The sequence below is a fragment of the Bradyrhizobium sp. BR 10261 genome (assembly GCF_019455395.1).
Classification (GTDB): domain Bacteria; phylum Pseudomonadota; class Alphaproteobacteria; order Rhizobiales; family Xanthobacteraceae; genus Bradyrhizobium; species Bradyrhizobium manausense.
The window spans coordinates 1-16,495 of the sequence record NZ_JACOFQ010000011.1 but is presented as its reverse complement, the minus strand read 5'-3'; the positions used below and the strand labels follow the sequence as shown (position 1 = coordinate 16,495).

Sequence of the window (16,495 nt, the reverse complement as noted above, 5' to 3'; positions counted from 1 at the left end):
TCCTCCAACGTCGCCGGGCCGCGGTCCGGTTTGCGAGGCCTGAATGCAGTGGAGATGTCCGGTCCTGCGAGCCGATCCGGATCAGCCGGCGCGCTCGAGCATCTCGACTTTCGCTTGCTTGATTTCTTCATCCGACGCCTCCTCGATGCCCGCAATGCGGTTGCTTGCGGCCTTGGTCGCCAGGATCAATTCGTCGAGTTTCAACTGCAAGGCCAGCGTGTCGCGGTTCTGCGTTGCCTGGATCAGAAAGACCATCAGGAACGTCACGATTGTCGTCCCCGTGTTGATGACGAGCTGCCAGGTATCGCTGAAGCCGAATAAGGGACCTGTGATCGCCCACACGAGTACGACGGCAACTGCCAGCAGAAAGGTCGTCGGTCGGCCGGAAATGCGCGAGGTCGCAACTGCCAGCCGGGCGAACCAATTGCCGCTTGGTTGAGCATTCGCGGACGTAGAGCCTATGGGCAGATTTGCGCGCATTGAATGATTTCCTTGGCGAAGCGGAAGCCACACCGCAGATGTCTGCAAGTCAGCTATTGGCGATCGACGGACCGCAAGGAGCGCCGTCAGCTGATGGAAGGAGGCCGTCTTTCTTTTCCCATTTGTCTGACCGCTTCGACGATGCGGTCGGGTTGGTAGGGCTTGTGCAAGGTGAGACTGCCAGGCACCGGACGGGCCTCGACGGGCGAGAAGCCGGTCGCGTAGATCACCTGCAGCTGGGGATCATGCTCCCGACAACGTTCGGCGATCTGCCACCCGTCAACTCCGCCGGGCAGCCTGATGTCGGTGACCAGAACGTCCGCGATCTGCCTCTTGCACAATGCCAGCGCTTGCTCACCATTGGAGGCGTGAAAGACCTCGTAGCCTTCCTCGCGCAGAGCGTCGACCACCAATTCGCGGACAAGTGGATCGTCCTCGACCATAAGTATTCGCACCGGTGGCTCCTCAATACTCTTGACGACTGTTGCAAGTCTGGAACGGCCCAGGCTTGAGAGGGTTCCGCGGCGACGCTGCCAACGTCGCAGCATTCTCGGAATCAGAGACTCAGGCCATCCTGTGAAATGCCGGTGGCAACGTCTCTCGAACCAGTTGACTCAGATCCAGCGCCTCCCCGCTGTCCGCAATGTCGGAGAATAGAACCTCGACGAAGGGATGCTGTCGGTTGAATACCGCGCCTCGCTGGTATTTCGCGCTCACGATCCGCTGAAGTGCGGCAAGGTTCAGTCTGCCAAGCGCATTGTATTGATCGCGAAACAGGCTTTGTCGCCCACCACCATGCTCGATGGAGTCCGCCCAGACGTCCATCACCTTCCGCCCAATAAACGCTTCCACGCAATCATTTCCATCCTGAGCGAGAAGCCTTAGTCCATCCATGACGTGTGGTCCGTCATCGACTCGAAACTGTGTAAGCGACATGGGAGTCCTCCTGTTATCGGCGTCCATCTAGATCGGCGGGCAGTCGTGGACTGCTCCTCCCTCGTTGTCCCATCGCGACAGCGCCAGGGCACTTGATCTTGCATCGGCAGGCGAGTCTTCTGTCACCGGTAATTTGCCGCGACCGGCATCATCCTTTTGGTTGTGAAGAAACCGGGCGATTTGGCTGCGGAGCGCCGATGTCGCCAGTAACTTGCCGACCGACCCCGCAGTGTCGAAGATCGGCCGTTGCAGCGTCGTCGGCAGGGCGTTCCATCGTATGATGATGGCCGCGCCCAGACACCGCAAAACACGTTCTTCTTGGGCCGCAAGGGCTGCACCATACGAGCGGTTCTCATCCGGATCGGGCGGGTGCTCGGCCAGTTCGCCGTGCTTGGCTTCTCTCGCCCGAGATTGCTGAGATTTAAACATGCCGGGCCCCTTTCGTTGAAAGTCGCGGCCCTTCCGAACAAACCCCGATGGGGTGATCAGACTCAAATAGATATGGGGATCAAAGGTCCGGACAACGAGCCCAGGGTCCAAATAAACTTGCACGATAGTTGGCATCGTTTGGCGTCCAGCGTGGTGCAAAGAGCATTGCCGCGGACTGCGATGATCCCGTCGAACTCCCTGTCGTGAGCAATATTGACCAGCGTGCGGCGCTGCCGGGTCCATACTGCTGCGATCGCACCGGCCGTGGGCGCCGATCGGTGAGAGAGAGTTCGATAGTGCCGCTACCTTTATTCCGCAGGGGGCGAGCGTGCTCGGGTCAGAGGCCAGGACCCCTAACACCTCGCGCGACGCGGCGACCGGTGCTGGCTTTCGAGTGCCACAGTGAGGACGATGAAATGAAAACGCTGCCGTGGAACGATCTGGATCGTCACGATTGGGCTACCCGGGCATCCGAGGCTCTGGCGCAAGCAAGGCAGTTGCCGCCTGGAGCGATGCGATTCGAAGCCATCAGAAAAGCCGAGCAACTTGGCTTTGCCGCTGAGATGAGGAAATGGCTGATACCGAAGAAGCCCAACGGCGCCCCGAAAGTGACTGGCTGACGGCGATCTCGGTTTCGAAACGGTGAAGTGCTGATTTTGGGCGAGAAGCCCAGGCCCAGAGAGCAGACCAGAAGGGCTTTCCTAAAGGAACGGCCCCAGGGCGTGGGGGCGCGCTGGGGCCGTCATTTCATCGGATGCGTGGGGGCACTTGCATCCGGTCGCCCGTTACCAAGCAACGCCGCCGACATTCGTTCCAGGAAAGCCGCAAGTCGCGTTGCTAGGAAGTGATCTCGTCGGTCCACACCTTAAAGCTCACCAGGGTGTTGGGCCCGAAGGTCTGCGTAATCGGAACGTCAGCAGCGTCACGTCCCTGGGCAATCAGGATGCGTCCAATCCGTGGCACGTTGTTGCGCGGATCGAACGCGTACCAACGTCCGCCGATGTAGGCCTCGAACCATCCGGCGAAGTCTCCTGGGGCATAGGGGGGCGGCATGGCGATGTCGCCCAAATAGCCGGTGCAGTACCTTGCCGGAATGTTCATGCAGCGGCAGAACGTAATGGCCAGATGCGCAAAGTCGCGACAAACGCCCTTGCCCTCGTGGTACACTTCCCGGGAGGTCTTGGTGGCGCGCGCGTGCTCGTAGCCGAATTGAATGTGATTGTGGACGAAATCGCAGATCGCCTGAACGCGCGCCCATCCGGGCGGCTGCTTCTCGAAGAGCTTCCACGCGGTGTCGGATAGCTGGTCGGTTTCGCAATAACGACTGCCGAGAAGATACACGATCGTCTCTGCCGGCAAGTCCTCGACCGCGTGTTGGAAAGCCGAGGGCACGGTGGCGTCCGGCAAGCCCGTGTCGCGAATGATGCCATCAGCCGCCAGCCGCAGTCGACCGGCTGGAGCAACGATACGGCTGCACCAGTTACCGAAGCCATCGCGGTATGGGTTGATCGCCACCGGAGGATCAGTGGTCAGATAGTCAGGCACGATAACGTCGGAAGCCCGGGTAAAATGAACGCCCAGGACCATGATCATGGGTGTGGGCTGCGGAAACTCGTAGATCATCTCATAGCCGACCCGAATCTTCACGCGGCGTCCTCCAAAGTCGAGAAGGCTGCTCGACTGCTTCGATCTTGTGTGTGCTCACCCTACACTCGCGACACAGCGCGGCGCGAACCCCAACGCCCTGGTGGTACTTGTGTTCCAGCCACGTCATCACAGCAGCTACAATAGAGCCGACGCCGTTTTGACGTTGACCTCCACATTCATCCCAAGCTCGTCCTCGCGACTTCCCCAATAGGTGCCGAACAGGGGAATGGCCTGGCTCGGGATTCTGGCCACCGCGACGCGAATTAAGTCCCGGTTTCCGACGATGCCGTTGGTCGGATCGAACTCGACCCAGCCCGAACCGGGGACGTAAATCTGGCACCAGGCATGAGTGGCTCCCCCACCCAGCCAGGTAGGTCCATCGCGATCCGGTACGTAGATGTAGCCCGTGATAAAGCGCGCGGCAAAGCCCAGACTGCGTGCGGCTTCAATCATCAAAACGGCAAAGTCCCTGCAGGTGCCTTTCCTCAGTTCAAGTGTGGTGGAGGGAATTTGAGTTCCTGGCGCCGTGCGGCGGTCATATGCGAAGCCATCCGAGATTGCTTCATTGAGGGTCATCAGGAGCTGGCCCGTCGGACGTTTCGTCCCCCGCGTGAGAAAGGTGTCCAGCCACCGGCCAACATGATCTTCCGGGTCGGAGAACCATCTCTGAACATAAGGTGCCAGGTCAGGCGCCTCTTCGTCATGATACGTGAATGGATGGTCCGTCGCGTAATCCTCAATCCTGAAGTCCGGGGCGTTCTCCGGAGTGTGGTCAACCTTGATTTCACAGTCGAATCGCAAGTAATCGCTCGCGCGGTCAAATTCGATGTGCGCGACGCAATTCCCAAAGACATCATGAAGCCATCTCACCTCTGAGGGCTTCGGCGTCACATCGAGCGAGAAGTCAATCAGTCGTTGATCGAAGCTGTCCCGCGGACGCGCCATTAGCTGATGCCGGCCGAGCCTTACCTCGCGCTCGTACCGGTACGTTGTACTATGCCGGACGATGAAGATCGCCATGATGTCGCCGGTCGACGAGGGTTAAGGGCTCACGATTCGCTCGGTTGATGGCGACGATCGCATTCCGACGGGAAATGTATCTGAATTTGCCGACAACTGACGAGATCTTCGGAAGGGCGTGGCGCAAGCGATGCCAGGGCAGGTTCGCATGTCTGGTTGACCCATACAACAAGGGCGGCTCTCGAGCCGCCCTCGTAACTGCCTGTCATACGCCTGGCGTGGTCGCCTAGCCTTCGATGATGTAGACGATCTCGTGGGTGCGCGGGCGAAGAACGATGTACCTTCCGTGCACGAGGATGAAATCGTATCCACGCCATTCCGGATAGATCTCGACGATACGTGCCGGCATCGGATAGTAGCGGACGCCCGCCGGGACGGCCGTTCCGATCGAGAGGTTGAAGTTCACGTTTGCAACTTCCTCGACCTTCTCTTGCTTCATCGCCGAACTGATCTGGGTGCGCTTCTCGGCGGGAGGCGTCGCTGTCGCTGCGGTTGCGGCGTTGCCGGTCGTCTTGTTGTCCGAGGTCGAGGGCTTGGTCTCGGCAGTCGGTGTCTTCAAGTCCTTCGAGGTCGCGGCCGAATCAGACGATTTCGTCTTGCTTTCGGCTTTCATCTCGCTCGCCGCCTTGCCGCCCGAAGGCGACGTCGTTTCGGCGGCCGGATTCTTCAGGTCCTTCGTGGCGGCCGGCGTCGTTGACTCCGAGGCCTTCGACTTGCCATCGGCCTTCATGTCACCTGTCGTTTTCGCATCCGGCTTGCCCTGCGCATGTTGGGGCGCCATCTCCTTTGACCCAGCACCTGGGGTAGCCTTCTCGACTCCCTTTGCCGCCGGTGCATTCATCGGCGCCGCATTATCACCTTTCGGCGAAGCGGCCGTCGGAGAGTCCTTCGCCGCTCCTTGATTGGCGCCTTGAGCTGTCGCAAACCCGGTCGTGGCCAATAGGGCCGCAACGGCCGCAGAAACCATTAATGACTTTCTCATCTGATTTTCCAATTCAAATTGAATCTATGCCGACGGACGCCGGCCATAGGTGCAACGGCTCCGACCTCCTAGAGTTCCGCTTTCCCCGATTGAGCCATCACGCGAGCTGCGCAGGCCGTCATCGGCGGCGGGCGATGGCAACTCCCAACAGGAAGGCGACCAGCAGAGAGCCAAGAGGGGCTTCGCGCGCGATATTGCTCAGGACGCTCAGCGGCATTCCTGGCTTTCGTCCAGCCTCTATCGCGCCCGCAACCCGATTGGCGGTCCCCTTCACGGCGTCGGAGACTTCCGCGATAGGAGATTTCGGCTCTGAAGCAGGATCCAGGCTTTCGTGGGGGAAGGGGGCGAGCGGGATGTCGTCACTCATGATTCAATCTCCAATCCAGCAATTGCTCGGCTGTACCCGTCCCAAACGCTATCGCGCGCGCCGCGGCGGGCGCGCCAGCCATTGCGCCAACACAAATCCGATCGCGCCGGCGATCAGCATCGAACCGAGCGGATTATCCTGCACCTTCCTGGCGATCGCTTGTGTGCCGTCGCGGAAGGTCTCGCCGCTGTTCTCATAGGCGTCCTTGGCGTAGTCGGCGGCGGCATCCGTAACGTCGCGCGCTGCGTCCTTGGCTTGGCCGTACAGGTTCTGCGCGGTGCCTTTCGCCTCGCGGAGACGGCCCGCTGCCTGGCTCTTTGCATCTCCGGCGATATCGCCGACGGTGCCCTCGAGTTTACCGGCGAACTCCTTCGCCGAACCGGCAATGCGATCGCTCTCCATAGCAGATACTCCTTGGGGTGAAAGTCTCGGCGAGCTAACTGGCAGGACCCCGCGACGTTCCTGCGCGCAGAGAGCGCGGCCTGCAAATGTGGTTGCGATCTGAGCTCCCAGCAGTCCATGCCTGCCGCTCGACCGCCCCGAAGAGACGGATCAAGATCGCCAGGAAAGCCGCTTTCGCTTCTGCGCAGCCTTGAATTCCAGGACATGTCGTTGAACAGCAAGCTTGGCATTGAAGCTCCAGCCGCGCACGAGTTGCCATGCTGACAGGGACGCGACCCAGTCCTGGCCTTGGCAAAACCTACCGTGGCACCAGGCGAAAGCAGGAATTGACATCAGCTTGTCGCGGTTGACGCAGAAGAGCCGCTCGATGAGCAGGAGTTTGAGAAGCTCGCCGACGATGAGGAGCGCAAACCCGCGACCGATGTGCCCGGTCGCCGTCAGGTAAGCCGCAAGAGGCTTGACAGGTTCAAGCAAGATGACCGGCACGAGGAACAGTGCCAGAGCCGGATACGGGCGAAGCGACTCGATCCACGCTCGCACGCGCTCGAAAACCCAGCAGTTCGCCAACCGGCGAAAGACAGGTTTGAAGAGGGTGAAAAAGACCGCGTCCACCAGGAAGTAGATGGCTGCGATCAGAAACACAAAGGGTTTGAACATGCGGCTCAAGCGGGTTCTCCAATGAACCAAGCGCGAACCCATCGTTAAGTTCACGAATTCAAGCGGCGAATTCCAGGACCCGCAACGGAACCATTGCTCTGCGTCCGCGTATGGCGCGCGACCAGACCTATTTTGGCGTCTCGGAACGAAATGAGCCGTCGCTCCTTCTCGTCCCACAAGGCCTTCGGCACACATCGCAAGCTCTGGACGAGGGTGATTCGGCCCACATTTGCGAGTTCCGGATGATCCCGGAGCACGTCCGGCAGCCGATAGCAGGGAATTCGACTGCATAGATGATGGACGTGGTGGACGCCGATGTTTGCGGTGAACCAGCGCAAGATCCACGGCAAGTGATAGTGCGAACTGCCATAGAGCGCAGCTTCGTGAAAGCTCCAGGCTTCATCGCATGACCATGAGGTGTTCTCGAACTGGTGCTGGACATAGAACAGCCAGACGCCGATCGACGCAGCCAGAACCATGATCGGCAGATGCACCAGCAGGAATGGCCCAGGGCCTGCCAGCCGGATCATGCCTGCGATCAGAACTGCGATGGCGACGTTCGTGCCCATTGTGCTCAGCCAGGGCCGCCAGCCGTTACGCATCATCCCAATCGGCAATCGATGCCGCAAGATGAACAGATATGTCGGGCCCACGCCAAACATGACGATCGGATGCCGGTACAGGCGATACAGAATCTTGCGCCATCGAGACCGTGCGGCAAACTCACTCACGGTCAATGTGTCGATGTCACCCGAGCCTCTATGATCGAGATTGCCCGAACTCGCGTGATGCCGCGCATGGTTGCGCCGCCAATAATCGTAGGGAGTTAAAGTAACAACGCCGATGGCTCGGCCGATCCAATCGTTCGCAAGCCGGCTGCGGAAGAAAGACCCATGGCCGCAGTCATGCTGGATCATGAAGAGACGAACGAGCAGGCCTGCCGCGGGCACGGCCAGCAGCAGGCCAATCCCATGGCCACGGGCAACGCCGACGAGCATCAGAGCCCAGATGACAGAAAAGGGCACTGCCGTGATCACCAGCTCGAAAATGCCGCGCGCGTCATCGGGTTGGCGATACCGGGCGAGCAGCGCTGCGAGCGCGCGGGTTTCCGGTGGATGTTGAACCATGTCTAGCTGCTTTCGGAGTGACCCGCCAAAGCCAAGGCCGCGACGTCATCGACGACCGGAATGATCACGACGAGCCCGGGTCCGGCACGAGGTAACCCATGGCACCGAGCACCGCGCCGATAAGCGACGCGGGCTATCCCAGTACATGCGGCGATCAGACCAAATGCTAATCCGCGTCCGTATGTCTTGCTGAGCAATATTGCTCAGTCCAGGAGCCAGCGCTTCAGAAAGGACGCGGGTTGAACGAGGCACAGGTCTACGGATGCCGCGAATGCGGGCCTGACTCCTTGACCGATCTTGCAATCACTTCTCGGAAAATGTGAGCAATATTGATCAGCGGCCGGTCAGGTGGTGCGCGATCTTGGTGCTTTGCCGTCCGATTCGCTTCACGACTACAGGTGACGACCCCGCAAAGGAGCATCACATGCCCGAAATCTTCGCACGACCCGAGCCCTCGCTTATTCCGATCGCAAGACCGCGCTGTCCGAAGTGCCAAGGCCGCATGACGCTGACCCGGATCGAATCGGACCACGGCAATCCTGACCTGCGAACTTTCGAATGCCCCAATTGCGAGCTCGTCTGCCGGTTGACGGCAGATGAACAAGTAATATCGCTCAAGACCTAGGGGCCCGAAGCCCGAAAAGGGAGTCCATCACGCGATACGTCGCGCACGAGCTATGTGGCCGGGGTGCTCAGTGCGGCTATCGGCGCTTCGAACGTGTACGAAAACCCCGTCGACGCATAGGTTAGTTGCACGTCACCCCGCAACTGCTTGCCCAGGGTTTCGATCAGCCGTGTTCCGAAGCTGCGCTTTGCGGGCGGCTGGACGATCGGGCCATTCTTTTCGGTCCAGGTGAGGTGCAAGCGTTGTGTCGCTTGGTCCACCGTCCAGATGATGTCGACGCGTCCCTCCGGGACCGACAGGGCGCCAAACTTGGTGGTATTCGTGCAAAGCTCGTTGAGCGTCATCGCGACGGCGATGACGGCACCCGACGCCATCCGGATATCGGGTCCCGTGATCGAGAATTTCGATTCGTCGGGATTGTCGAAGGCTTCGACGGCGCTGCGAACGACCGTGCCAAGATCGGCGCTGGACCATTTTGCCTGCAGAAGGAGATCGTGCGCCCGGCCGAGTGCCAAGAGCCGGCCCTCGATGGCGCGCTGCGCGTGCTCAACCCCCTGCAGGTTGCGCAGGCTCTGGGAGACGATTGCGGCGACGGTCGCGAGCGTGTTCTTGATGCGGTGATGCAGCTCTTCGAGGATCAGCTTCTGCAGCTTGTCGGATGCCTCGCGTTCTTTGGCATCGATACCGGCCTTGGCAAGCAGGCTCCTCGTATTGATCTCAGCCTGCGCCAGGAGTAGCCGCAGGCTGACATTCTCCGCCGCCAGAAAGTCCTGGTGGAAGTCTGCGCCGCCGGGGCGTTTGTCCGTACGGAGATCAACTTCAAGCATTTGCAACTGTATCACCTTGGGCTGGATACCGCACTTGATTTCGGCCGAGCGTTCCCTCTGGCGGCATCCGGCGCCAAGAACGACGAGATTCAGGCGTGGCCAATCATGCTGCGTAACTCAGCTATGATTTGCCAGGCTTGGAGTGGTTTGCCAAAAAATCTGCTGCAGGGGGGAAGATCGATGCTCGATGGGTTCAATTGTCCCGACACCAGGATGATCTTGATCGCCGGCCAACGCTTATGCACGGTATGCGCAAGACCCAGGCCGTCCATGCTGCCGGGCAACTGAATGTCGGTGCACATGAGCGCGATGTCGGACCTGGATTCCAGGATTGCGACGGCTTCGTCGGTATCCAGAGCTTCAAGCGGCGTGTAACCGGCGTCTTCCACCATGTCGACCGCGCGCATGCGGAGCATCATCTCGTCCTCTACGACGAGAACGACGGCCGGACTGCGTGAAAGATCGGGCACCATCGGATGGGCATCCACGGGAAAACGGGTGTGACTGAAACAAGCGATTGATCTGAGACAAGCATCTCGGTGCCCCTACGATCCATGCCCAGGTGCTGTTTTCCTAAATATCCGAGTTTGGGCCTGAACGGTGGAGCGCGGGAAGAAGATAGCTCTCAACCGTCATTTTGCTGGCACGCCGACCCTGCCGCTGAAATGCTCGAGCATTTCAGCGGCGTTCTCCAGGATCGTAGCCATTTTCATCGCATCCGCACGCTCGTCTCCCGGCGGCATCTTGCGGGCTCTATCCAGGGCGTCTGCCGCCCGGATGTTCAGCTTGCAAGCTAACGAGGATTGGACTCGCTTGACTGGCCGGAATGAGCGGTTGGCTTGAGCTGACGGCGCGGGCCCACCGAGGGAAACTACCACTTAATAAGCATCGCAGCAGCGATCAGCAGCACAAAAAAGACCGGCAGCAGTACCGGAGGCACCAGCCACTCGCGAACGCTGAATTTGGAGATATCTGACATAGTAACCGCCTCTAGGTCGCGGCGGGAGCACGATGCTCTCAGTCACCGATAACAGCCGAGGGGCGGGCGGTGATGCCTAGGATATAGTGCCGATCCGCAGAATAACGAGGCCAGGCGCAACTATTTGCTGTGACAGGATCGAGCGGGGTTGTAATCCGCTTCCAGCATAGCCATTTGGAGGCTGGCGCAACCGGATCGCTCCAAACTCCCTCCCTTGGCGCCAAGCTTTGGCTACCGCACATCTTGTCAGCGTATCGACCGGTTGCACGCGAGTGCGTCGGAGACAGGATCGGCTATCGCCATCGAATATGCCGCGACGCAAATCGCGTGCAGCCGGCACGGAGGTCTCGTGCTCCGACAACTGATCGGCCCCGACAACATGATCGAGTTTCCGAACCATAGCCGGTCATATGACCGCACGCGGCGTGCCGTACGATTTTGGGGACACGACAGCGCTATTGAGGCATCGTTTTTCATCAACGAAAATGCGCTGAAGCGAATTCAACCAGATATCGGTTACGACGAGTCGGGTTTTCTGCGCGCGTTCGATTCCAATCGCGACTTGATATGCGCCGCCGCTGCCAAGGTGTACGTCCGCGGCAGCAGGGGCTCTTACGACCTGGTCGCCGCTAATTTTTGAACCGATCCTGCGTCTGCAGGCTCGGCCTGATCAGCGAAACTGCTCGACGAATGGCGAAACGTCGGCCCCGGCCATCTGAAAAATCTCGGCTGGGCTGACACCAGGGTAGCGGCAAAGTTGAACCGAGACTGCACCCGAGCACCTCTCTCAGGAGAATGTCATGGAGCCAAATTTTACGCTTACCTTCCTGTCGTGTGGAGGAATTTTTCTTCTCGCGTTTGTCGCGATCGGGGCGTTCTGGTTTGCGGAACGGTTGCGAGGGACGAACGCTCCTCGCATCGGAAAGTCGGGCTAGATCACATCAGACGCCGAGTGAGCATGCGATCTATGCCATTTGAAGATGAGCCCCAATGAAAATGGCCGCGGACTACTCCGCGGCCATTTTTATAAGGTATCTCGTCTATCAGTATCGGTCGGTCCCGATTCCGACGCTCACGCCGGGAGCTCTGAAACCGATGCCGCCGCGGTCTTCATAGCCGCGTCGCTCGATGTAACGCTCGCGAGGAGCATATCCGTAAGCATCGCGCCCGTCGCGGACGATAACATGGCGTTCGCCGCGTTCACGCCAGCAGCGACCATCTTCATTGCAGACCATGCGAACGTTTTGAATGTTGCTCTCCGGTACGACTGATACATTGGCGGAAAGCGGGGCGGCTGAAGCGGCGGTCACAATGAGCGTACTTGCGGCGGCTGCCAGAGTGATTGCGAAGGTTTTCATAATAGCATTTCTCCAAAAGTGATTGTGTCAGTGAGCCAATAGGCTCGCGACAGGATTGTTCCAGGAGCCCGGCTAAGAATGTTGTCAAACGCAGGATGCAGGCCGCGAAGCAGGGATTCCAAGTTGAAGGCGGCTTGATACCCACAGCCGAGAAAACCCGTCCGACGTCGGACGCGGAAGGGGCGCAGGCCCCCTCGGTTAGATCGCGACTTAAACTGAATGTCGGTATCGGTGGTTGCGTCTCCGGGATTTGAGCCCGGCTCGCGATCATATAGACGGCAATGGATGGCGCACACGAAGCCAAGCTTCTCGATTGCCGATTGATTTCAATGACATACGAGTTCGCAGTTTTATTCTGAATGGCGCGCCATTCAGAATAGTCCAACGAACTCTGACTCAGTACGTCTTCAGCATTGTGAGCTCGCCGGCATCGGCTCGGTTTTTGGCGGCGAGCAAGATCTCCCTCATCTGCTTGATCACCTGCGGTTCTAGGGCTTCGATCTTCGCCGCGATCTGCGGATCAAGAATGCCTTTGCGGCCATACCGCCCTCGAACGTCGCTGGCGTGCCCGAGAATGCGATCGCGCGTGCGCTGTGCGATCGCTTCATTGTCCAGCCAGTCGGCCATAAGATGCCGCGTGGAATAGAGGGTAAGGTCCGCGCGATCGAGTTTCAGTTTCGTCTTCACGTACTGCCATGCCTTGCTCAGCGGCTGCGACCAGCGGATCGTGCCGTCCTTCCGAGTATAAGCATCCCATTCGGGGAAGAGTCGGTCTTCCTTCTGGTCCATCAGTTCCTGCATCCGATCGAGCAGTCCCAGTTCGATGAGGAGCGGATGGATCGGAATGACGCGCCCAGCGGCGTTCGTTTTTAGATTGCGCAAATCCTTGACTGCGACGCGCCCGTTGCGGGCATCGAACGGGCGCAAGTCAAAATAGTAAAATTCACCATCTGTGCGGATGTCTGCGCATTTGAGCTGGCCGACCTCGCCCGGTCTCATGCCGGTGAGGATGCAGATCAAGAAGCCCCAGTAGATGTGGGATTGCACGAAGTACCCGCCCGGCTGCCAGACGTGGACGCGGTTCTTGCAGCCGGTGAAGAGCGGCAACTGCAACAGGGTCAGCAACTCGTCATCATCGAAGGCGTCGCGCGGCAGCGGCGCCAGGTTTTCCGGGTCGATGCACACGAACTTGGGACGCGGTCCGCGATAATGCTTTTCAGCGATGGCGAAGTCGACGAACTTATAGAGCCCGGCCCAATACCTGCTCTTGATGGTCGTGGTGGTCACGCGCTCGAGCTTCGACCACTTGGTCGATTCCGCATATTTGTAGCGCTGGAACAGCGTCTCGGAGAATTTTCGCGGGATGTTGTCGCGATTGGGGATGTCCGGCAGCGCCTCGTCGAGCAGCTTCCACTTGGGTTCGGTCAACTCGTCCATCCGAGGATCGCCCAGAAGATCGACGGCGAACTGGACGACCGGCGCCGCTTCGCCGCGGCCCTTTGCCGTGTGCTTGCGCTTGCGGTCTAACGGCTTGAGAAACTCCGCCAGCACATCGGACATCCGGCAGGAATTGTTTTCGGCAGCCTGATTGTTGCATGCGGGGTCCGCGGCTGGCGAGATCGACCCGACGTTCGGTGCCGGAAGCACCTGAAGCCGTTGAGCGACGGCATCCTGGACGAGGCGATCGATCATCGCGATAGGATCAAACGGCTGTACCACCGGCGGGGTGGTGGGCGTCGTCCAGCCTTCCTTGACCGCCTCGGCCGCCTCGTGCCGGCCGTCTTCATAGGCGCGCCGAACGTTCAGGCGGGCGACCTCGCTCTCGGCCGCCTTGTTCTGGTTAACGAAGTCGACCCAGGTGCTCGGCATGCGAGGAAAACGCTGCTGGTAGGCATAGCCGCGCTCCTGCGCGCGGGCCAGGTAGCGCCTGACTTCGTGCTCGAAGGCGCAGCGCTCGGCCAGCAGCCGCTCGTCGGCCGGCACGCCACGGTCGACATAGACGTGCAGCCGGGCGTCGAGGATGGTCCCCAACGCCTCCAGGTCGGGAGCTGCGATCAGCTCCTGTACCCATCCGAGATTGTCCACCAGCCGGCGCCTCGCCTCATCAAAGTTTCCGGTCCTGAGGCTGACACGGAGGAGGGGGAGCCCAAAGAGCTTTGCGGCCTGTTTCCCCAACCGAATTTGCAGGAAATAGCGACCGTCGCCGCGCCGGGCGAGGTAGGAGGGACGAGCCACGTTGGCAGCCTTTCCGGGGGCGGGCGGGGTGAGACATCCGGGTGGGATGTAACACCCTCAAATCCGCTACCACATTCCGGCCAACGTGCTGGAAAACCTCAGGATTTCGCTTCGGTTTTGGACCTGGCAGCGCGTCCCTCCCCCGCTACCATAAAATCACACGATATCAATATGTTATGCCGATCGCCTCGACGTAATACCGGTCCATAGCGCATCCGTAGCGCCGTGTTGCTGCGAACGGTAATCTAGTCCTTGAGAGCTTCGTAGCTGAATCCTTCATAGGCAATCTCTTGAAGGCCGTCGTCGTTGCTGCTTGCTCATTTGCTTGAACCAGTCTCCTCCATTCCCCAAGGACTCGGCGCTTGAAGCCAGCGACAATGTCGGCCGCGAACTCGCTTCGGCTGCTCAGCCCTCTCAAGGCTGAAACAGGGGTTCGATTCCCCTAGGGAGCGCCATAAATTTCAATGACTTAGGCTCTTTCGATAGAAGTCGTCGAATATCCGTTGAATAAGCGTCGGCGAACGTTGGCGAACTCAGGGACCCTAATCACAAGGCCAAGCCGGAGCTCAGTCTCGCTCCCATTTTCGGCTACAGTTCAGTGCCTCCGACGAGCTGAAATCCGCTCACGCATGCTCACGTATGCTGTCGCACACGCGGGGATCCTTTCTTCAATTCAAACGCAGTGACCGACAACGATATGCAATTCGTGTCCAAGGACGAGAAGCGTTCGCGGGCTGGTTGACCGCCGCTCCGTTCGCTCACTGAAATGCCGCTGCGGGCGTGGGCTTCCTGCCACCAAGGACGGCGCGCGAGGCGTACCGGCCAGGCGGTCCCTCGACGCTGTCATCTGATCTAGCAATCTTGCACTGAAAGAACGCGTGCAGACGCGCGCAGATCGCAAATGCTGGCCGGGATCGAAATCCAGAGCTGAGCGAAACCATCGATATCGCTCATGCGTCCAGCCGATAAAGAGTTTTGACATGCACGGCTGGTTGCCCGGGTGCTGCGTGAACCCAAAGCTCAATCGGTAGCGTAACCGATAGCCCCGCAATTTGCTCGATACGCGCGATAAGGTGTTCCGACACGTCTTCGCCATAGATCAGGTAAATCGCGCGCTCATAACCAACCAAAGCCAGTCGAGTGCGTCCTCGCTTAATCGATTTGAATCACGATTTGCCCCGTCAGTCTTGCCTTGGGCCAGACGTCTCAGAACCTTCTTCTCTCGCTGGCTCGGGTGAGCATGAGCGATACATGGCCTTTAGTGGGCTTCCGCTCAGAAATATTGTTCGCCGCGTTAATCCGCCACGTTGGGAGATCCAGCGACGCACTGAGGCAGGATACATCAAGTACATCATGCGGGTCGCGCCGGCGTTTGTCAGTGGCCGCCCACGAGGCCCAATGTCCCAAGCGGCGTGAAACGCGAGTTCTGCACGCGACGTGACGCAAATCCTATCGGAGGGCAACATCGCCAAGACAATCGTGCAGGCAGACGCGCAGAAACCATCGATAATGACACTGTGGCCAGAAGCGCGCAGCCGCTCATAGCGGAAGATATATTTCCCGATTCGTCCACCGGGATCGTCTGTGATGCGCACGGCGGCTTCGCTTGCGTGTGATCCGACTAACGCTGACGTCGAGATCAGAAGCGCCATCCAGCCTTTCATGACTATTGCCCCAGATCGAGGGTCTTATGCTCCGACTCTTCGACGATCACACTTGCTGGAGGTTGATCTAAATCAACTCGCACGTGCCTGACGCGCAATGGCTGCCCTGGGCGTCGCGAGGCGCCTGTGGAACGGAGTTCAGAAGGCCGTGCACGCCCCCGCCATGCAGAACCATCGGGCACAAAGCGAACAGCTGCGGAAAGATGCGGCGAAGTGCGCCCACATCTGCGATCTTGCGTCCGAGAGACCAAAGTGGGAATTGTTCGATCGGCTCGCCGAGCACCTAACGGAGGCTCGCCAATGAGGTGGAGCAAGCCATGCTCAAACAGACGACATAGGCGAGTAAAATAAAAGAATGGCGCGAAATTATCGGTATCTCCCCACACTTAACGACCTCGCGGTCGAGAACAAATTCGCGGTAGGCCAACGAATAATCGTTTCCGCATCGGCCGGACCGAAACTTGCCGGCACTCGCGGCGTCCTTGTCGGCAAAGGTACAACCCGAAGCCAGGTGAGGGTGTTGTTGGCAGGGTCGACAAACTACCTAACCCTCCACTCCTGTTTTGTTTTGCCTGATGATGTCGGCTGAATGTTCTTTATTTGTTTTTATGGCGCTCACTGGAAGCAAGAACCCACTCAAGAAGTTTAAAGCGACATGGGTAGCGATCCTCGTGGGTTGCAGACGTCGATAATACGGGTGACCTCTACCTGCGACTTCGATATGTTGCAGTTGCTGCCAGGTTGAGGGGAGTCCAGCCAT

At 59.2% G+C, this 16,495-nt stretch carries 19 protein-coding genes and 1 tRNA gene; 3 read left to right on the top strand and 17 right to left on the bottom strand.

Features of this window, described 5'->3' with window-relative positions; translation table 11 throughout:
- Positions 1 to 81: 81 nt before the first annotated feature.
- The 4 genes from HYH07_RS14645 to HYH07_RS14630 all read right to left on the bottom strand — a co-directional run bounded on the left by HYH07_RS14645 (position 82) and on the right by HYH07_RS14630 (position 1,980).
- Positions 82 to 480 (bottom strand): low affinity iron permease family protein, encoded by a 399-nt coding sequence (locus HYH07_RS14645; RefSeq protein ID WP_039153463.1) that lies wholly within the window; start codon positions 478 to 480, stop codon positions 82 to 84.
- Positions 481 to 566: 86 nt separating this feature from the next.
- The gene (locus tag HYH07_RS14640; RefSeq protein ID WP_035632832.1) at positions 567 to 923 is read right to left on the bottom strand and encodes a response regulator; all 357 of its coding nucleotides are present in this window, start codon (positions 921 to 923) and stop codon (positions 567 to 569) included.
- Between the two features lie 121 nt (positions 924 to 1,044).
- Positions 1,045 to 1,416 (bottom strand): hypothetical protein, encoded by a 372-nt coding sequence (locus tag HYH07_RS14635; protein WP_038959677.1) that lies wholly within the window; start codon positions 1,414 to 1,416, stop codon positions 1,045 to 1,047.
- 27 nt (positions 1,417 to 1,443) lie between these two features.
- Positions 1,444 to 1,980 (bottom strand): hypothetical protein, encoded by a 537-nt coding sequence (locus HYH07_RS14630; protein ID WP_228749544.1) that lies wholly within the window; start codon positions 1,978 to 1,980, stop codon positions 1,444 to 1,446.
- Between the two features lie 281 nt (positions 1,981 to 2,261).
- Here HYH07_RS14630 and HYH07_RS14625 point away from each other — a divergent pair, with 281 nt between their 5' ends.
- Positions 2,262 to 2,465 carry a hypothetical protein gene (locus HYH07_RS14625; protein WP_228749543.1) on the top strand — a complete coding sequence of 68 codons (204 nt, stop codon included), beginning with the start codon at positions 2,262 to 2,264 and terminating at the stop codon, positions 2,463 to 2,465.
- A gap of 217 nt (positions 2,466 to 2,682) precedes the next feature.
- Here the strand turns inward: HYH07_RS14625 and HYH07_RS14620 are convergent, their stop codons facing one another.
- From HYH07_RS14620 to HYH07_RS14580, 9 genes are all read right to left on the bottom strand, one after another.
- Positions 2,683 to 3,492, bottom strand: coding sequence for a transglutaminase family protein (locus HYH07_RS14620; RefSeq protein ID WP_220003149.1), 810 nt, complete (start codon positions 3,490 to 3,492; stop codon positions 2,683 to 2,685).
- A gap of 135 nt (positions 3,493 to 3,627) precedes the next feature.
- Positions 3,628 to 4,512 (bottom strand): transglutaminase family protein, encoded by an 885-nt coding sequence (locus tag HYH07_RS14615; RefSeq protein WP_038959674.1) that lies wholly within the window; start codon positions 4,510 to 4,512, stop codon positions 3,628 to 3,630.
- A 226-nt stretch (positions 4,513 to 4,738) separates the two neighbouring features.
- The gene (locus tag HYH07_RS14610; RefSeq protein WP_228749542.1) at positions 4,739 to 5,506 is read right to left on the bottom strand and encodes a DUF1236 domain-containing protein; all 768 of its coding nucleotides are present in this window, start codon (positions 5,504 to 5,506) and stop codon (positions 4,739 to 4,741) included.
- Positions 5,507 to 5,612: 106 nt separating this feature from the next.
- Positions 5,613 to 5,861 (bottom strand): hypothetical protein, encoded by a 249-nt coding sequence (locus HYH07_RS14605; RefSeq protein ID WP_220003148.1) that lies wholly within the window; start codon positions 5,859 to 5,861, stop codon positions 5,613 to 5,615.
- Positions 5,862 to 5,909: 48 nt separating this feature from the next.
- A complete protein-coding gene (locus HYH07_RS14600) occupies positions 5,910 to 6,263 on the bottom strand; it encodes a CsbD family protein (protein WP_016845151.1) in 354 nt (117 codons plus the stop codon).
- Between the two features lie 150 nt (positions 6,264 to 6,413).
- Positions 6,414 to 6,920: a hypothetical protein gene (locus HYH07_RS14595; RefSeq protein ID WP_220003316.1), complete on the bottom strand. Its 507-nt coding sequence runs from the start codon at positions 6,918 to 6,920 to the stop codon at positions 6,414 to 6,416.
- A gap of 50 nt (positions 6,921 to 6,970) precedes the next feature.
- Entirely contained in the window at positions 6,971 to 8,047 is a 1,077-nt protein-coding gene (locus tag HYH07_RS14590) for a fatty acid desaturase (protein WP_220003147.1), read from the bottom strand.
- Positions 8,048 to 8,722: 675 nt separating this feature from the next.
- Positions 8,723 to 9,499 (bottom strand): sensor histidine kinase, encoded by a 777-nt coding sequence (locus HYH07_RS14585; RefSeq protein WP_220003146.1) that lies wholly within the window; start codon positions 9,497 to 9,499, stop codon positions 8,723 to 8,725.
- A gap of 89 nt (positions 9,500 to 9,588) precedes the next feature.
- Entirely contained in the window at positions 9,589 to 9,972 is a 384-nt protein-coding gene (locus HYH07_RS14580) for a response regulator (RefSeq protein WP_172646929.1), read from the bottom strand.
- A gap of 855 nt (positions 9,973 to 10,827) precedes the next feature.
- Here HYH07_RS14580 and HYH07_RS14570 point away from each other — a divergent pair.
- Positions 10,828 to 11,118 (top strand): DUF1488 domain-containing protein, encoded by a 291-nt coding sequence (locus HYH07_RS14570; protein ID WP_244981007.1) that lies wholly within the window; start codon positions 10,828 to 10,830, stop codon positions 11,116 to 11,118.
- Positions 11,119 to 11,521: 403 nt separating this feature from the next.
- Here HYH07_RS14570 and HYH07_RS14565 read toward each other — a convergent pair whose 3' ends face one another.
- Together HYH07_RS14565 and HYH07_RS14560 are read right to left on the bottom strand one after the other, a co-directional pair.
- The gene (locus HYH07_RS14565) at positions 11,522 to 11,836 is read right to left on the bottom strand and encodes a hypothetical protein (RefSeq protein ID WP_220003145.1); all 315 of its coding nucleotides are present in this window, start codon (positions 11,834 to 11,836) and stop codon (positions 11,522 to 11,524) included.
- Between the two features lie 396 nt (positions 11,837 to 12,232).
- Positions 12,233 to 14,071, bottom strand: a complete 1,839-nt coding sequence (locus HYH07_RS14560; RefSeq protein WP_312016666.1) for a site-specific integrase — start codon at positions 14,069 to 14,071, stop codon at positions 12,233 to 12,235.
- A gap of 360 nt (positions 14,072 to 14,431) precedes the next feature.
- Between HYH07_RS14560 and HYH07_RS14555 the strand changes: the two genes are divergently transcribed.
- A tRNA-Glu gene (locus HYH07_RS14555) sits at positions 14,432 to 14,526 on the top strand.
- Positions 14,527 to 15,252: 726 nt separating this feature from the next.
- Here HYH07_RS14555 and HYH07_RS36300 read toward each other — a convergent pair.
- Positions 15,253 to 15,735, bottom strand: a complete 483-nt coding sequence (locus tag HYH07_RS36300; protein ID WP_228749541.1) for a hypothetical protein — start codon at positions 15,733 to 15,735, stop codon at positions 15,253 to 15,255.
- Between the two features lie 544 nt (positions 15,736 to 16,279).
- Positions 16,280 to 16,495 (bottom strand): hypothetical protein (locus HYH07_RS14550; protein ID WP_220003144.1); only part of this gene is annotated, 216 nt, incomplete at its 5' end.

What these genes read in the sequence shown, in the direction of transcription:
- HYH07_RS14645 (WP_039153463.1), bottom strand. Translation starts at nt 480, where the DNA reads ATGCGCGCAAATCTGCCCATAGGCTCTACGTCCGCGAATGCTCAACCA.
- HYH07_RS14640 (WP_035632832.1), bottom strand. Translation starts at nt 923, where the DNA reads ATGGTCGAGGACGATCCACTTGTCCGCGAATTGGTGGTCGACGCTCTG.
- HYH07_RS14635 (WP_038959677.1), bottom strand. Translation starts at nt 1,416, where the DNA reads ATGTCGCTTACACAGTTTCGAGTCGATGACGGACCACACGTCATGGAT.
- HYH07_RS14630 (WP_228749544.1), bottom strand. Translation starts at nt 1,980, where the DNA reads ATGCCAACTATCGTGCAAGTTTATTTGGACCCTGGGCTCGTTGTCCGG.
- HYH07_RS14625 (WP_228749543.1), top strand. Translation starts at nt 2,262, where the DNA reads ATGAAAACGCTGCCGTGGAACGATCTGGATCGTCACGATTGGGCTACC.
- HYH07_RS14615 (WP_038959674.1), bottom strand. Translation starts at nt 4,512, where the DNA reads ATGGCGATCTTCATCGTCCGGCATAGTACAACGTACCGGTACGAGCGC.
- HYH07_RS14605 (WP_220003148.1), bottom strand. Translation starts at nt 5,861, where the DNA reads ATGAGTGACGACATCCCGCTCGCCCCCTTCCCCCACGAAAGCCTGGAT.
- HYH07_RS14600 (WP_016845151.1), bottom strand. Translation starts at nt 6,263, where the DNA reads ATGGAGAGCGATCGCATTGCCGGTTCGGCGAAGGAGTTCGCCGGTAAA.
- HYH07_RS14595 (WP_220003316.1), bottom strand. Translation starts at nt 6,920, where the DNA reads ATGTTCAAACCCTTTGTGTTTCTGATCGCAGCCATCTACTTCCTGGTG.
- HYH07_RS14590 (WP_220003147.1), bottom strand. Translation starts at nt 8,047, where the DNA reads ATGGTTCAACATCCACCGGAAACCCGCGCGCTCGCAGCGCTGCTCGCC.
- HYH07_RS14585 (WP_220003146.1), bottom strand. Translation starts at nt 9,499, where the DNA reads ATGCTTGAAGTTGATCTCCGTACGGACAAACGCCCCGGCGGCGCAGAC.
- HYH07_RS14580 (WP_172646929.1), bottom strand. Translation starts at nt 9,972, where the DNA reads ATGGTGCCCGATCTTTCACGCAGTCCGGCCGTCGTTCTCGTCGTAGAG.
- HYH07_RS14565 (WP_220003145.1), bottom strand. Translation starts at nt 11,836, where the DNA reads ATGAAAACCTTCGCAATCACTCTGGCAGCCGCCGCAAGTACGCTCATT.
- HYH07_RS36300 (WP_228749541.1), bottom strand. Translation starts at nt 15,735, where the DNA reads ATGAAAGGCTGGATGGCGCTTCTGATCTCGACGTCAGCGTTAGTCGGA.